The 15,685-nt window shown below is 60.1% G+C and carries 10 protein-coding genes; 4 read left to right on the forward strand and 6 right to left on the reverse strand.

What is annotated here, in order from left to right:
• Positions 1 to 109 precede the first annotated feature (109 nt).
• The gene (locus J2X66_RS19755) at positions 110 to 808 is read left to right on the forward strand and encodes a response regulator transcription factor (RefSeq protein WP_310267377.1); all 699 of its coding nucleotides are present in this window, start codon (positions 110 to 112) and stop codon (positions 806 to 808) included.
• On the opposite strand, the gene J2X66_RS19760 is transcribed toward J2X66_RS19755, so the two are convergent.
• Positions 809 to 2,299, reverse strand: coding sequence for an ATP-binding protein (locus J2X66_RS19760; protein WP_310267378.1), 1,491 nt, complete (start codon positions 2,297 to 2,299; stop codon positions 809 to 811).
• A gap of 73 nt (positions 2,300 to 2,372) precedes the next feature.
• Between J2X66_RS19760 and J2X66_RS19765 the strand changes: the two genes are divergently transcribed.
• Entirely contained in the window at positions 2,373 to 8,321 is a 5,949-nt protein-coding gene (locus tag J2X66_RS19765) for a peroxidase family protein (RefSeq protein ID WP_310267380.1), read from the forward strand.
• A gap of 73 nt (positions 8,322 to 8,394) precedes the next feature.
• On the opposite strand, the gene J2X66_RS19770 is transcribed toward J2X66_RS19765, so the two are convergent.
• The 5 genes from J2X66_RS19770 to J2X66_RS19790 form a co-directional block, all read right to left on the reverse strand.
• The gene (locus J2X66_RS19770) at positions 8,395 to 9,096 is read right to left on the reverse strand and encodes a VIT family protein (RefSeq protein ID WP_310267381.1); all 702 of its coding nucleotides are present in this window, start codon (positions 9,094 to 9,096) and stop codon (positions 8,395 to 8,397) included.
• Between the two features lie 31 nt (positions 9,097 to 9,127).
• Positions 9,128 to 10,105 (reverse strand): FAD:protein FMN transferase, encoded by a 978-nt coding sequence (locus J2X66_RS19775; protein ID WP_310267383.1) that lies wholly within the window; start codon positions 10,103 to 10,105, stop codon positions 9,128 to 9,130.
• Positions 10,089 to 12,269, reverse strand: coding sequence for a PepSY domain-containing protein (locus J2X66_RS19780; protein ID WP_310267385.1), 2,181 nt, complete (start codon positions 12,267 to 12,269; stop codon positions 10,089 to 10,091). The genes J2X66_RS19775 and J2X66_RS19780 overlap by 17 nt, the downstream gene beginning before the upstream one ends.
• Before the next feature lie 25 nt (positions 12,270 to 12,294).
• The gene (locus J2X66_RS19785; RefSeq protein ID WP_027926045.1) at positions 12,295 to 12,765 is read right to left on the reverse strand and encodes a DUF2271 domain-containing protein; all 471 of its coding nucleotides are present in this window, start codon (positions 12,763 to 12,765) and stop codon (positions 12,295 to 12,297) included.
• Positions 12,766 to 12,857: 92 nt separating this feature from the next.
• Positions 12,858 to 13,181, reverse strand: coding sequence for a PepSY domain-containing protein (locus J2X66_RS19790; protein WP_310267387.1), 324 nt, complete (start codon positions 13,179 to 13,181; stop codon positions 12,858 to 12,860).
• 132 nt (positions 13,182 to 13,313) lie between these two features.
• Between J2X66_RS19790 and J2X66_RS19795 the strand changes: the two genes are divergently transcribed.
• On the forward strand, positions 13,314 to 13,973 hold the full coding sequence (locus tag J2X66_RS19795) for a response regulator transcription factor (RefSeq protein WP_027926047.1): 660 nt from the start codon (positions 13,314 to 13,316) through the stop codon (positions 13,971 to 13,973).
• Positions 13,970 to 15,313 carry a HAMP domain-containing sensor histidine kinase gene (locus J2X66_RS19800; protein WP_310267391.1) on the forward strand — a complete coding sequence of 448 codons (1,344 nt, stop codon included), beginning with the start codon at positions 13,970 to 13,972 and terminating at the stop codon, positions 15,311 to 15,313. Before J2X66_RS19795 ends, J2X66_RS19800 begins: the two co-directional genes overlap by 4 nt.
• Positions 15,314 to 15,685: the final 372 nt, after the last annotated feature.

The raw sequence follows: 15,685 nt of genomic DNA on the forward strand, positions 1-15,685 counted from the left end.
TTTTTGGCCCCAAAATACCCGGCACTTCCGACCGGCAACCAGCGCCCGCTCGGGTTACCTGCTATTAATCAATGGGTGTTCGAATACTTGGCCCTCTCAGGAGTTTGTCATGAACCCGTTCATCCGGATTGGCATTGTCGACGATCATCCGTTGTTGCGTGAAGGTGTCGCCAATACGTTGAGGAAGAGGGCGGATTTGCAGGTTGTGGAGCAGGGTGGCAGCGCGGATGAAGCCCGGGGCATTGCGATGCGGACGAGGCCGGACGTGATGCTGATGGACGTCAATATGCCGGGCGACGTATTCGGCTCCGTGCGGTTCATTTCTACGCAGCTGCCGGATGTGAAGGTGTTGATGCTGACAGTGTCCGAGTCAGAGGACGATGCTTATTCAGCACTCGAAGCGGGAGCACGTGGCTATGTCTTGAAAGGGGTCAGCGGGCCGGACCTGGTGCTGGCGATCCGGTCGATCGCCCGGGGCGAAACGTACATCACCCCTGAATTTGCCAACAAGCTGCTGAGCAACTTCAAAAAGCATGAGGCTGAAGTTCGCAAGATCGACCTGACCCATCGGGAGGAGCAGATCATCCGGGAAGTCTCAAAGGGCCTGACAAATAAGGAAGTGGCCTCAAAACTGTTGATCAGCGAAAAAACCGTCAAGTACTACATGACCTGCGTGATGCAAAAACTGCATGCACGCAACCGCGTGGAAGCGGTCACGGCCTTGAGGCGCTACTGGGAGCGCGAGAGTATTGGACGACTTCATGTGACGTCGCCGATACCACCGCTGGACGCCCGAGGTGGCTCATGACTACAGTTTGAATTGTGCGGTCACCGATGTGCCATTGTCGGTTGCTGAATCAATGCGGAACACGCCACCCAGTGACTCCACCCGATACCGCAACCCTGCCAGCCCCAGCCGCGTCCTGCCGTGAGTGTCGGCCACCAGGGCGTCGACGCTCATGCCTGGGCCTTTATCGTTGACCGTGATGAGCAACATCCCGTTAACAAGGTTCCCGCTCAGAACCTGACCTTTTCCTGAGGCATGGCGGTACGCATTGTTCAGGGTTTCCTGCACGAAGCGATAGATGCACAGCTTGAGCGGCAACGGTACCTCATCGGGCAATTGCCCCAGTTTCAATTTGACCTTGGTGCCGGTGCGCTGCTCATGTCGCTGGGCGACGAGTTTCAACTCCTCCAGCAGGGGCAGATCGTTGATTTCCGGAAGGGCCAACCCCCGGGAAAGATCCCGCACCTCCCTCAACGCATCGCTCGCTGCTCCCCGGATGGTTTCCATCGATTCCTGATCGACCTCCGTGCAGTTTTCCGCAAGGTCGTCGAGCCGGATGAGAATCAGGGTCAACAGTTGCGCGGGGCCGTCGTGCAAGTCCGCACCGATGCGCCGCAGCGTCAGTTCGTTTATTCGTGAAAACTCCTGAGTCGCGTTGGTCATCTTGCGTTGCAGCGCGGCATTGCTGATGTGCAACCGGGTTTGCTCCAGCAGTCGCATGCGCAGCGCCACTTGTTGACGCTGGATGATTTTGTCGCCGCGCCGGACAAGAAAGAACAGCAGCGTCAGCATTGCCAGGGTCGCGGCACCGACCACCATCCAAACTTGCTGGCGAACGCGATTGATTTCCTCTTCCAGACTGGCCGCCATTTCATAGAACTCGCCCACGGCGATGATCTTCCCGGTATTGAACTCCCGCAGCGGTGCATAAATTTCATAGAGCGGTACGTTCAGCTTTCGCTCGAACTCGTTCTCTTCCTGATCCAGGTCCTCAAGGTCAGTGACCACGTTGCCCTTGATCGCACCGGCGATTTCATCCATCGGGAATTTGCGATTGGTGATGGATTTGTCGGTGCTGTAAACCACCGTGCCGTCTGCCCGCCAGATCTTGATCGAGACGATGTGCCGTTTCAGCGAGCGGCTCTCCATCAGGCGATCCAGCGATTTTATGCTCGACGCCGACAGCCCGTTATCGCGACTCATCTCCTGAACGTAGGGTTCCAGGAACGCTTCCATATAGTGGGCACCGGCCTCCGCTGCGCTTTGCACGGCGGCGCGTTCAATTCGCGCACTGACCAGTTTGCCGACGAAAAACATGGTCAGCCCCAGGATCAGTGCGGCGGCGATCACAAATTGTGTAGAGCGACTCAGGTTGCGTGCGCGGGTCTTGAACCTGATGCGCCAGGCTGCCTTGTGGCCATGCGCGCTGGCCGAGAGAGGCTCGACCAAAGTCTCAGTTTGATCACCGACAAAAGTCTCGTTTTTTGATTCGACTTTTGCATCTTTTGCCATCAGTCCGGTTCCCTGATCATCGTGATAAGTCGGTTGAAAAACCCTGCTGTTCAATGGATATCTGGAGCTTGCCATGTATGAGCTAAAACGCTTCACCCTCAATCAAAACGATATTTCGTTTCTTGAACAGCAGGTTACGTTTCCAACCATTCATATCGTGGGCTATAACGCCGCCGGTGAACCGCTGTACGGTTACAACGGGTCGGACGGCAATGTCCATGTGCTCGGTATCCTCGGCAGTTTCAACCCGCTGGATATCCCCGCCGGCGAGACCCAGTGGTACAACGGCGCACGGGATCCGATCGGTTTGCGTGACGTCTCTGGTCACTTCAATAACCTGACCCAGGACGGACAGAGTTGGGGCAGTTTCGGGCAGAACTTCATTCGCCTGACTCACTCGGACTACACGCACTATGTTCATCAGAACCTGGATAACGCCGCACTGGCAGGCCCCGGCGTACCCGCCGGTGCCACGCCCCTGACTGACAATAGTTCACTGTATAGCGATCCGACAGCCTCGCTGGTGGACTACACCCCGCGCATGATCAGCCAGACCATTGTCAGTGGCGGGGTAAAATTTGCCACCGATGCCAACGGGCACATCCAGCACACCGCAAACGGCGTGGCCATCGTGACGGATCCGGGCATTCTCGGCACGATTGGCGAGGTGGATACCAGTTCACCGGATTCCGGCCAGTACTACATTCGCAACCAGAACACCGTCAGCGGCGACCCGTCGACCACTGGCTGGTTCACCTTGTTCGGGCAGTTCTTCGACCACGGCCTGGACTTCATCAACAAGCCCAATCAAAACGCGACGATCACTATTCCTTTGGCGCCGGATGATCCGTTGTATGGCTCGATTGGCCCGGATGGACAACCGGTTTACTCGATCAAGGTTCATCGGGCCACGGTCAGCGAAGTGGATGGTCAAGGCCAGGCGCAATACGTCAACCTCGACTCGCCGTACATCGATCAGAACCAGACTTACGGTTCTAACGACGCCGTGACGCAATTGCTGCGGCAGTGGGTGGCGGACCCTAATCACCCTGGCCAATTCATTGCCGGCGCGGCGTTGTTCGACGGCACGACCCTGAGTGATGAAGCCGCCTGGACGCTCAACGGTGTGCTGACCCACCAGACACTGCCGACCCTGAGTGAGCTGCGCGCGCATGTGCTGGCTACCGGTCGAGACGATCTGACCTGGGATGACATCGCCAACTTCCGCGTTCGCGATGCCCACGGCCATGTGCTGGACGCTGATCCGACCACGGCAGGTGTGCAAGCGGTGTACACCCGCGAAGCGATCCTGCTGGACATGAACCCGCACTTCGATGATCTGCATATCGATCAAGCGAAACTGATGTCGCTGGACGCACACATCACCAGTATCACCTTCGACGCGAACAACCCGTTCGGTATGGTCATCAACTACGACAACTCGGGGCCGAAGAACCTGTTCAGCTTCGTCAACTTTTCTGACTTCTCCATCAGCGCCGCGCCCGGCAGTGCCGATTTTGCGGTGGCCAACGAGTTGCTGCTGGAGTCGGTGGGCGACCACTACATTGCCGGTGATGGCCGGGTGAACGAAAACTTCGGCCTGACCGCCATTCACCATGTCTTCCACGAAGACCACAACGTGCAACTGATCAACCTGCAGAACGAGGTGCTGGCGCAGACCGACGTTTCTGTGCGCCACAACTGGCAGGTACAGGTGAGTAACGGTAGTGGTGGTTTCTATACCGATGCCAATGGCAACTTCACCCTGGCCGATGGCGTCACGGTGTCCTGGGATCAAGACAAGTTGTTCTATGCCGCCAAGTTGACCGTGGAAATGGAATACCAACACGTCGCGATCGACCAGTACGCGCGGCTGATCACCCCGGACCTGCCGGAATTCGTGACCTACGACTCGGGCATCAACACCAACATCTCGCTGGAGTATGGCCAGGCAGCGTTCCGTTTCGGGCACTCGCAATTGCGCGAAACCATCGATGCCCTGGAAAAAAATGCCAGTGGTGGCTACGACCTGACCGGCGCAATTACCCACTATGCACTGGAGCAGGCCTTCCTCAACCCCGGCGGTTTCGCCGAAGTGGGGCCGACCGCTATCGCGTTGGGCATGACCCGGCAGATCAGCAACGAAATCGACGAGTTCGTCACCCCGGCGTTGCAACAAGGGTTGCTCGGGCAACCGCTGGACCTGGCGACCATCAACCTGGCCCGTGGCCGCGATCTCGGCCTGCCAACCCTGAACCAGGCGCGTCAGCAGATCCACGATGCGCTGATTGCCGAACGGGCCTCACCGGCCGGCGCGCAGCACCACACCAACTTGATCGTCGATGGCCTGACGCCGTACACCAGTTGGAGTGACTTCGCCAACAACATGATTCACCCCGAATCCCTGGTGAATTTTATCGCCGCGTACTCCTTCGACGGTGACGTGGCGCATGCCCAGGCGATCATCGATGCCGATATGTCCGGCGTTACCGTCACCTATGCCGGTGGCAGCGTCACGGCCGAAGAGGCGGCGTTGTTCCTCTCCGGCGCGGCAGACGCCAACGGCAATCACGTGGCAGGTTATGACGGCTACAACGCGATCGATCTGTGGATCGGCGGCCTGGCGGAAAAACACGTCTACACCGGGCAACTGGGCACCACCTTCAACGCCATCTTCGAGGATCAGATGGAACGGTTGATGGACGGTGACCGTTTCTACTACCTGTTCCGCCTCGACCTCGGCTTGCCGGCGATGACCAACCTCAATGAGCAGGTGGTGACCGAGCAGTTCAAGGACATCATTGAACGCACCACCGACGCCCGGCACCTGGCCGGTGATGTCTTCGGCTATGCCGATAGCTACGTCGAATTGAGCTACACCGATTCTGGCGCCAGTGCCACGGCGTACAAGAGCGAGCACAAATACGGCACGCTGATCGCGGCCAACCATGTCGGTGTTTACTCCACCGGTGGCGCGGGCGGGATTGGCGGCAATGGCTTGCTGGTCAGCTTGACCAATCCGGAAACGCACACGGCACAAACGTATATCCGTGACTACCGTCCGGACCAGGGCGAGAACCCCGATGGCACTGCAGCCGTGGGTTACAACTCCCACGAAGTGCTGGTCGGCACCGACTACAACGATTGGCTCGATGCCGGGGACGGTGACGATACGATCTACGGTGAAGGCGGCGACGACATCCTGGATGGCAAGGCCGGTGCCGACCACATCTACGGTGGCGACGGCAACGACGTGATCTATGGCGGTGATATCGAAGACTTCCTCGATGGCGGGGAAGGGGATGACACCATCTATGCCGGGACCAGCGCCGGTGCCCTCGATGTGGTGATTGGCGGTAACGGCAATGACCATCTCTATGGTGAAGCCGGGATCGACGAGTTGTACGGTGGTGCCGGCAATGACTACATCGATGCCGGTGGCGACACCGACCTGGTGCATGGCGGTGACGGTAATGATGAAATTTATGGCGGCGACGGCCCGGACATCCTGTTCGGTGAGGACGGCGACGACATCATTTCCGGCGGCTCTACCGGCGACCAGGAGTTTGGCGGAGTCGGCGACGACATTCTGTTGCCGGGCCTGGGTGGCGCGCCCGGTCAGGGGGACGGTGACGAAGCCCTTGGCGATGTAGGCTTCGATATTGCGGCCTTCAGTGATGTGAACATTGCGCTGGACGCGGCGGCTGACCTTAACAATCAGAACATCGTGGCAGCACCGGGTACTTCCGTGCTGTTCCAGCCGTTCAATGCCTTGCTGACGGACATCGAGGGGTTGATCGGTTCACGCTTCAGTGACGCCCGTGCGAACACGGTGACCCCGGCCAATCCTCTGGCGGGCCTGATCGGGAATGCCACAGAGAACTGGCTGATTGGCGGCAGTGGTGACGATGTCTCCCAAGGCAACGGCGGCAATGACGTGATCGTCGGTGACTCGATCAAACTCGCTGATCTGAATCACCTGCTGGCCAGTCAAGGGTTTGCCGAGCACTTCACCGGCTTGCAGGCGACCCGCCCCGACTTCGTCCTGGGCGATAACCATCAGGCCGCCGGCACCGCCGATGGCGCGGCGGACACGGCCATCTACTCGGGCAACTATGCCAATTACAGCATCACCAGGTTCACCGATACCCGGCCGGGCGGCGAGCTGATCACGGCGTTCAAAGTGGTCGACCTGCGGGTGGGTGCGGCTAACGTCGATGGCACCGATATTGTCGTCGGTGTTGAAAAACTGCGCTTCGCCGACCGCACGATCAACCTGAACATCACCAATCACCTGCCGACCGGCAATGTGGTGCTCTCGGGTTATGCCACCGCGCCAACCACGCCGAGTCGTCCGGTGCCGGCCCAATACCGGCTGACCGCCAACACGGCGGCCATCCAGGATGCGGACGGCTTGCCTGGGCCAAGCGGGTTCTCCTATCAGTGGCAGGCACTGGTGGGCGCGACCTGGTTGAATATCGCCGGGGCAAATGCCTCGACCTTCGCGCCGACCTCGGCGCAGTTCGGCCAGCAACTGCGGGTGATCACTACCTACACCGACAACAGCGGTACGGTGGAACAGCTGACGTCCGACCCTTCGGAAGCGGTAGGGCGCTTCATTGAAGGCACTAACTCATTCTTCGGAGATACGCTCAATGGCACCAACTATCAGGACATCCTGATGGGCTACTCGGGCAATGACGTCCTCAACGGCGGGCTGGGTTCCGACTTGTTGGACGGTGGCGCCGGCAGCGACACCATGCGCGGCAATGCCGGCAACGACACCTACATGGTCGATGCCAATGGCGATGTGGTTCAGGAGAACCTGAACGAAGGCACCGACACCGTCATGTCCTCGGTCAGCTACACCCTGGGCGCCAACGTCGAAAACCTGACCTTGTTGGGCTCGAACAACATCAACGGCACCGGTAACGCGCTGGACAACGTGATCCATGGCAACAGCGGCAACAACCAGCTCAGCGGCCTGGCCGGTAACGACACGGTCTTTGGGGAGGCAGGCAACGACACCATCCTGGCGTCGCTGAACGACGGCAACGACCACTATGACGGTGGCACCGGCACCGACACCTACGATTTGTCGGCGACATCGGCGCCGGCCACGGTCGATTTGATCGCCGGTACGTCAACCAGCACCCAGACTGGCAACGACTCCCTGACCGGCATCGAAAACGTTACCGGCAGTTCGGGCGACGATCACATTCAGGGCGACGGCGTCAGCAACCTGTTGCAAGGCCAGGGCGGCAATGACTGGATGGACGGTGGCAGCGGCGACGATACGCTGGTCGGCGGGCAAGGCCTGGACAACGTGTTCGGTGGCCTTGGCAATGACACCTTCCGGGCGTCGGTCAACGATGGCAATGACAGCTACGACGGCGGTGGTGACACCGATACCTATGACTTGTCAGGGACCTCGGCCAACGCCACGGTCAACCTGTCCACCGGCCTGGCCAGCAGTTCGCAAACCGGTAGCGACACCTTGACCGGTGTCGAGAATGTCATCGGCAGCACCGGTGCCAATACCCTGACCGGCGACAACGCCAACAACGCCCTGACCGGGCAGGGCGGTATCGACACCTTGAGTGGTGGCGGTGGCGCCGACACGCTGACCGGCAATGGCAACCGCGATACGTTGACCGGCGGTGCAGGGGCGGACATGTTTGTGTTCTCCTCGACCAACGACTCGGGGACCTCGACCGCAAGCCGAGACGTGATCACCGACTTTACTCAAGGCAGTGACCATATCGACTTGTCGCTGATCGATGCACGGACCTCCGGCGCAGGTTCCGCGGGTAATCAGGACTTCACCTTCCTCGGCGAGTGGAACGGCGCCGGCAACGAGTTCAACAACCAGGCGCAATTGAAATACCACTTCGTCAATGTCGGCGGGGTCGATCACACCTATGTGGAGGGCAATGTAAACAGCGGCAATGGCGCCGATTTCCAAATTGATCTGGTCGGGCATGTGGCCCTTACTGCGAGTGATTTTGTCGGCGTGGTATAGGTTGGCAGCGTAAAAAGGGTGCCTGTTTTCATTAACGGGCGCCCTTTGTTTTTTTTGCAGGAAAGTACATGAACTAGACCACGGCGCCAAACAAGTGCCCCACCAGTGCCGTAACGCCCATGGCCAGCGCCCCCCAGAATGTCACCCGCCAGGCGCCGGTCATGACATTGGCCCCGCCGGCCTTGGCGGCGATGGCGCCCAGCGTCCCGAGAAACACCAACGACATGCCCGATATCCACGGCACCACACTGTGCTCCGGCGCGACAAACGTGACCGCCAACGGTAATGCGGCGCCCACCACGAAACTGGCGGCTGAGGCCAGGGCGGCTTGCAAGGGTTTGGCGGTGAGGGTGGCGCTGATGCCCAATTCGTCCCGAGCGTGAGAGCCCAGTGCGTCATGGGCCATCAATTGATCAGCCACCTGATGCGCCAACTCGGGGGAGACACCACGGTGCATGTAGATGTTGGCGAGTTCGATGTGTTCGGCTTTCGGATCATTGGCTAACTCGGCCCGTTCGCGAGACAAGTCGGCGCGTTCGGTATCGGCCTGGGAGTGCACGGAAATGTATTCGCCTGCGGCCATGGACATGGCGCCGGCCATCAACCCCGCCATGCCCGTGACCAGCAACGTGGCGTGGCTGGCGTTGGCCGCAGCAACGCCGATCAGCAGGCTGGCGGTGGAGACAATCCCGTCATTGGCCCCAAGGACGGCGGCGCGCAGCCAGCCGATACGATCGCTTCGGTGTGCCTCGGTGTGCCTGTGCATGAATTTCATGGTTGATCGCGACTCACTGTCATTGGGTGGTTCACATCGGACGGGTTTCAATCTGCGCCTGCAATTGGCCGCCGACAATGGATATTTCCTTGAACTGTTGGCCGTCGCGCAGCACGAACAATGCGTCCATCCCGCGTTCTTGTGCCAGACGTGGGCCCTCGGTTTCGCCCAGCACCATTAACGCTGTGGCCCAGGCATCGGCGAGCATGCAGGAGGACGCCACCACGGTGACGGCGGCAAGCGGGTTGCACAACGGCGCGCCGGTGGCCGGGTTCATGGTATGGGCATAGGACTGACCGGCGACGTCGACCCAGTGTCGATAGTCCCCGGAGGTCGCGATAGCGGCATCACCCAGTTCCATCACGCCCATGACTTCACGCACGCCCCGACTGGGCTTTTCCAGGGCCACGGCCCAGCACTGGCCATCCGGCTTGACACCCCGGGCACGCATCTCGCCATCGATACCGACCAGGTAACGGGTGATGCCCAATCCGTCCAGGCAACGGGCCAGTTCATCCACGCCAAACCCTTTGGCAATGCCATTCAAATCCAGCTGCAGTGGTGCGCGTTTGCGCACCTGATTGCGTTGCGTATTAATAACCAACGCAGCGCTGGCGGACAGCCGGGGGCGCGGCGGTGTCGCGGCGAGCGCCTGCTCTGTGATCGTCTGTTCTGCGGGGCCGAACCCCCAGGCGTCAACCAGATCACCGACCGCGATCTCGAAGGCACCGCCCGATTGCTGACCGACACGCAGTGCCGCAGACAGCACCGTCGCCAGTTCTTCAGGCACTGAGACCCATTGCTGCTCCGGGGCGGCGTTGAGGCGATTGAGGTCAGAGTCGGGTTTCCAGGTGGACATTTGCTGATCCACCCTGGCCACGGCGCGTGTCAGGTTGTGGCTGATGGCGTCGGTATCAATTCCGGCAGCGGCATAGAACAGGGCGGTGTAGCGGGTGCCCATGGTCTCGCCGTTGAGGCTGTAGCGTTGCAACTCAGTAGACGTCTTCACGGTAGCGTCCTTGTGCCTTGAGGGTCAGCACGCTCAGGTTCAGAGGCGCCAACACTTCATCGAGGGCCTGCATCACGCCTTTGGCCATCTCGCGACTGCCACACACCAGCACCTGGGCGCCTTTTTCAATCAGTCGGCGCAAGGCCAGGGCATCGCCGATCAGCCGATCCTGCACGTAACAGCGGTCCTGAACCTGGGAGAAGGCTGCACGCAATGCCGTGAGGCGTCGGTCCGCCAAGTATTGATTGAGCTGCGGTTCATAAAGGAAATCCGAGGCCGGGTTGCGCCCGCCCCAATACAAGTGCATCGGGTGTCGAGCCGTGTTGTTGCGGATAAAACCCGCCAGGGGACCGATGCCGGTACCGGCTCCGATCAGGATGACCGGGTGCGTGCCTGACGCCGGGCGAAATTGCGGGTTGGGCTGGATAAACGCTTCGATTGGCCCGCCGATGTCCAGTCCATGGAGAAATTCCGAGCACACGCCACCGTTGTGTTTGCGTACACAGATCTCCAGCACGCCGTCCTGGGAGCCGCTGGCCAGCGAGTAGAAGCGTGGGATCGGGCTGCCCGGGGGCATAATCCCGACCAGGTCACCGGCCAGAAAGTCCGGCAGCTTGCCGGGTGCCTTGAAGCGCAAGACGTGGGTCGGCGCGTTCACCTGTTCACCGTAGACAATGCGCTCCGTCAGCTGCAATGGATGGGTCTGTGGCCGTTGCGGGGTATGGACCAGTGTCAGGTCATGCTGAAGCACTTCGCCCAACGCGTGGCCCCAGCGCGCAAACTCCTGGGAGGACTGGCGGTTGACGGTTTCCAGGCACAGTAAGGGCGAGCCGCCGGCCTGCGACATCGCGTCCTGCACCTGATGGGCGTACTGACAGAACTGCGTGAACTGCCGATCACCAAAGCCCAGCACGGCAAAGGGCAGGCCGGGCTTGAGGCCGGTTTTCGCCAGTCGTTCCAGGAACTGCGAAGCCGAGTCTGGCGCGTCACCGTCACCGTGGGTCGCGGTGAGGATGAACACCCGCTGGGCGTTGCGGTAGTGGTTGGCGTATTGATTCATTGTCGCGCTATGCACCCGGTGTCCCGCCAGGTGCAAAGCGTCATGCAGGGTTTTTGCAAAGCCCCAGGTGCTGTTGTTTTCACTGCCCACCAGAATCACGCAGTCGGCAGTGTGGGCCGGGCTGTTGTGGCGCAGGCTCGGGCTCGCCTTGCGGCGGCGCCACCACAACACAATGCCGGTCACACTCATCAACGGTACGCAGAGGGCGCAGAGCCCTAGCGGCAGGCCCAGCCACCAGAGGCCTTCACCGGTGTGCAATTGATAGATCAATTCGTAGAGGTTGTGCATCGAGTCGTGGGCCTGATAGGACAGCAACGCGCCGCTCGCCTGGTCCACGTAACCGTCGCCCTGGGCCGTGCGCAGGGAAAATACGTCCTGCGCATTATTGGGGCTGGGGTAGACCAGTTCGCGCAGATCATTGAGGTCGGTGGCCTGCAAGGCTTGCAAGTTCGCCACGGGCAGGGCCGGCCCCGCACTGACGTGGGCGGGGAAGGCGGGTTCGCTCTGACTGCCGTCGGCGATAAAACCAAAGGTGGTGGCGGACATGTAGAGCCCGCTCAATGCCGACAGCAGCAGGCCCAGTAAGGCCAGTCGCCCGACCTCAGCGTGCCAGCGCTGGCTGAAGGTGCCCCGCAATGGCCGCAGCAGGTTGCGCCAGCCACCCAGGCGCCGGACCAGCAACAGCGCGCCGGACACCGACAGCATCAGCATGAACAGTGCGCCGACACCCGACACGCCATGGCCCGGCGTGCCAAGGAACATCGAGCGGTGCAGTTCTTTCACCCCGCGTGAGAACGCGGATGGCTCGTAGGGCGCGAGGCCTTGGCCGGTCATTGGGTCGACCTTTTCTGCGCCAGCCTGACCGTTGTGGTTGTAGTAGACGATGACCGTCCCGGACGCTGTGCGCTGGATCTGCTCTACGCCCGGAAAATGGCTGGCAACGCGCCCGGCCAGTTGGCCGACGTTAAGTTGTCCGGCAGGCGTGGACGTACTGTGCAAGCGTTCCAGCGCCGGGTCGACAGACAGGATCGCGCCGCTGATGGCCAACAACATGACCAACAGGGCGGCGATCAGGCCAGGTAGGGAATGGAACTGACGAAGCATGTTCAGCCTCCAGAGAGGGCGGGTGCTACAGATCGTAAGTAAAGGAATCGACGTAGGCACTGCCGGTCGCCGGCTTGCCTGAGCCTTTGGAGGTCAGGGGAACGCTGACATCGGCGCGGGCGTCGCGTTTGTCCTCGACGGCACTGTCGATGCGAATCTGATACCCGGCATCAATCAAAGTGTCTGCCAGCTCGACGCTGACTTTGAGCGTGCGCCCGCTGCCGACACTGGCGCCGCTGACCCCGTCAAATTCGCTCGGGTTCATCCCGCTGCCACGGGCCCAATCACCCAGGTGCTTGTAGTACTTGGCCTTCTTGCCGGCCACCCACAGGGTTTTCTGGTATTGGCCATTGGCGTCAGTCACGTAGATCGCCAGGTAGGCATCATTGCCGCTGTAGTCTTTGAGCTGAGTGGTCAAGGTCACTTCACGGGCCTGGGCCAGACCCGGCAAGGCAATGGCGCTGGCGAGGCAGGTGGCTGCGATGATCTTTTTCATGAGGGTGTCCTTTTGATTGTTAGGTCGAGAGACTGGACCTGCTGGCTGACAGCAACCTGAAGCGCAGGAAAAATTCATCGACAGATGCGGCGTCATTCGGTGAGCGGGCTGCCCAGGTAATCCTTGGCATCGCCGTCGTCGCGGAAATGAATCTCAAGTGTGTGCAGGCGCAGCGAGGCCGGTGAGTAACTGGCTTCGATGGCATTGCCTTTGCGATCCAGGCCCTTGAGCTCGTAACAACCGTCGTCGACCTTGATGCGCTGCACGCTCCAGCCGTATTGCCGCTCGACCTGCTGACGCAAAGTCTCGCGTGGTTGCCAGTCACTGACCGGGTCGCTGCAATCGTCATCGGCCAGGGCATAACCGCTGAGCAGCAGGCTCAAAAGCGCGGCATGGGCAATAAAACCTGTTTTCATGATCTGTCTCCTGCCGAGGTCGGCGTCTGTGGCATACCCTAAGGTGCATTCCTGACAACCAGCTGAATCTTCAGATTGACGTCAGGTAAGGCGATTAAGGTGCTGCACGACAACCATCACAGGAGGTGCCAGATGCGGGTTTTATTGGTCGAGGACGCACCAGGATTGGGGGAGGCGGTGCGCGAGCAGATCGCCGATGACGGCCACGCCGTCGATTGGGTGCAGCGCCTGGACCATGCGCGCAACAGCGTGCGCACCACACCTTACGACCTGATCCTGCTTGACCTGATGCTGCCGGATGGTCGCGGGCTGGATTTTTTACGTCAGCAGCGCTCGGCAGGGGACGTGACCCCGGTGATCATTCTGACCGCTCAGGATCAGATCTCCGACCGCATCGCCGGCCTCAATGCCGGGGCCGATGATTACCTGGTCAAACCGTTCGACCTGTTTGAGCTCTCGGCCCGTGTAGCCGCGGTGGCCCGACGCTACAGCGGCAACCCCAATCCGCAGATCAGGCTTGGTGATTTGCAGGTCGACATGAACGCCCGCACCGTGCAGCGTGCCGGCACCACCGTGGACCTGACGGCGCGTGAGTGGGCGCTGTTCGAAGCATTTGTGCAGCGCCCCAGTGCACTGCTGTCCAAGTCGCAGCTGGAAGAACGGCTGTATGCCTTCGGTGCCGAAATCGAGAGCAATACCATCGAGGTCTATATCAGCCGGCTGCGTAAAAAGCTGGGTCGGGATCTAATCGAAACCGTGCGCGGCATGGGCTACCGGTTGATGGCCGTATGAAGCCTTCTGTGAGCCTGCAAAAACGTCTCGGCCTGGGCTTGACCCTGGGCATGACCTTGCTCTGGCTGGGCGCAACCGTCGGCGCCTGGCTGGTGGTGCAACATGAATTGGACGAGGCATTCGACAGTGCACTGGAAGAGACTGCGCAACGTATCTTGCCGTTGGCCGTGCTGGAAATCAGCAACCGCGAGGAACCCCGAGAGGCACAGCATGTTGCGACGTTGAAAATGCACAAGGAATACCTGACGTACCTGGTGCGCGATGCCAGCGGCAAGATCCTGATGCAGTCCCATGACGCCAACCCGAAAATCTTCAATCAACAACCGTCCGAGGGTTTTTCTACCTCTGAGAAGTACCGCTTGTATGGCGCCAGTGCATTGCGCGGGACGCTGTTCATTGAAATCGCCGAGCCGTTGAATCATCGCCGCGAAGCCGCGCGGGAAGCCTTGTTTGCCTTGTTGTTGCCACTGTTGGCGCTGATTCCCGTCAGCCTGTTGGGCACCTGGTTGTTCGTGCGAATCAGCCTGCGTAGCGTGTTGGCGTATCGACGTGCGGTCGAGGCGCGTGGTGTGGGTGATCTGTCACCGATCAAGGTGGCCCGCCTGCCGGCAGAAATCGATCCGTTGGCCGAGGCGGTCAATCACCTGCTGGAGCGCTTGCGCAAGGCCCTCGAAGCCGAGCGCAGCTTTACCGCCAACAGCGCTCATGAGTTGCGTACGCCATTGGCCGCGACCTTGGCGCAGATCCAGCGCTTGCACCAGGAGGCGCCTGAAGGCCCTTTGCGAGTGCGGGCGGCGAAGATCGAAAACGCCTTGCGCGAGCTGGCGCGGCTGTCGGAAAAGCTCATGCAACTGGCGAAGGCCGAGGGCGGTGGGCTGCTGTCCGAAACGCCTCAGGACCTGATTCCGTTGTTGGCCCATAGCGTCGATGAGTGGAACCAACGCAGCGGCCAGCGCATTGAGTTGCAACTGCCACACCAGGCCAGCGTGTACTCGAATATCGACCCGGATGCCTTCGGCATCTTGTTGCGTAACCTGATTGAGAACGCTCTGAAATATGGCACGACGGCGCAACCGATCGAAGTCAGCCTCACCGAACAGGCCCGACTGCGGATAGTCAATGGCGGGCCGGCGGTGCCGGCGCCCGTGTTGCAGCACCTGACCGAGCGCTTTGTCCGAGGTCACAGTGAGATCAGCGGTTCAGGATTGGGCCTGGCGATTGCCAAAACGATTGTGCAGGGGGTTAACGCGAGAATGAAATTGAGCTCCCCTGCAACAGGCCGGCAAGAGGGCTTCGAAGTGTGCGTCTGGCTCCCGCTCGCGTCGGCGATCGAAGGTTGAGGGGGAGGCTGGCGGGAGCCCGAGTTTCAGACGTGAAAAAGTATGACTTTTTAGTCCTGCATGGGGGTAAATGCGAGAAGGTCTCTATTACACTTTTCGTAAGTAACGCAACAACTAATGGATCCAATGAAAGAGTCTGAAACTTATATAATTTTAAGCGGGCCAGTTAATACGCGGCATACAGAGAAGTTATCGATTCGTGGTCGGTTTGAATGAGTTTCGCTGAAGTAACCGTTTGTCGGTAGTCTGCTTGAAAAATGAACATTCGAGGCGTAATACCCTCTGATGCTTCAGCACGTCACCATGACCTGCTCCAGCAGTCGTAGAAAAGAAGTGGAAAACGAACCTCATATGCAGTGACTGCAAATGGGG

It is taken from the genome of Pseudomonas sp. 3296 (assembly GCF_031456615.1).
Lineage (GTDB): Bacteria > Pseudomonadota > Gammaproteobacteria > Pseudomonadales > Pseudomonadaceae > Aquipseudomonas > Aquipseudomonas mucoides.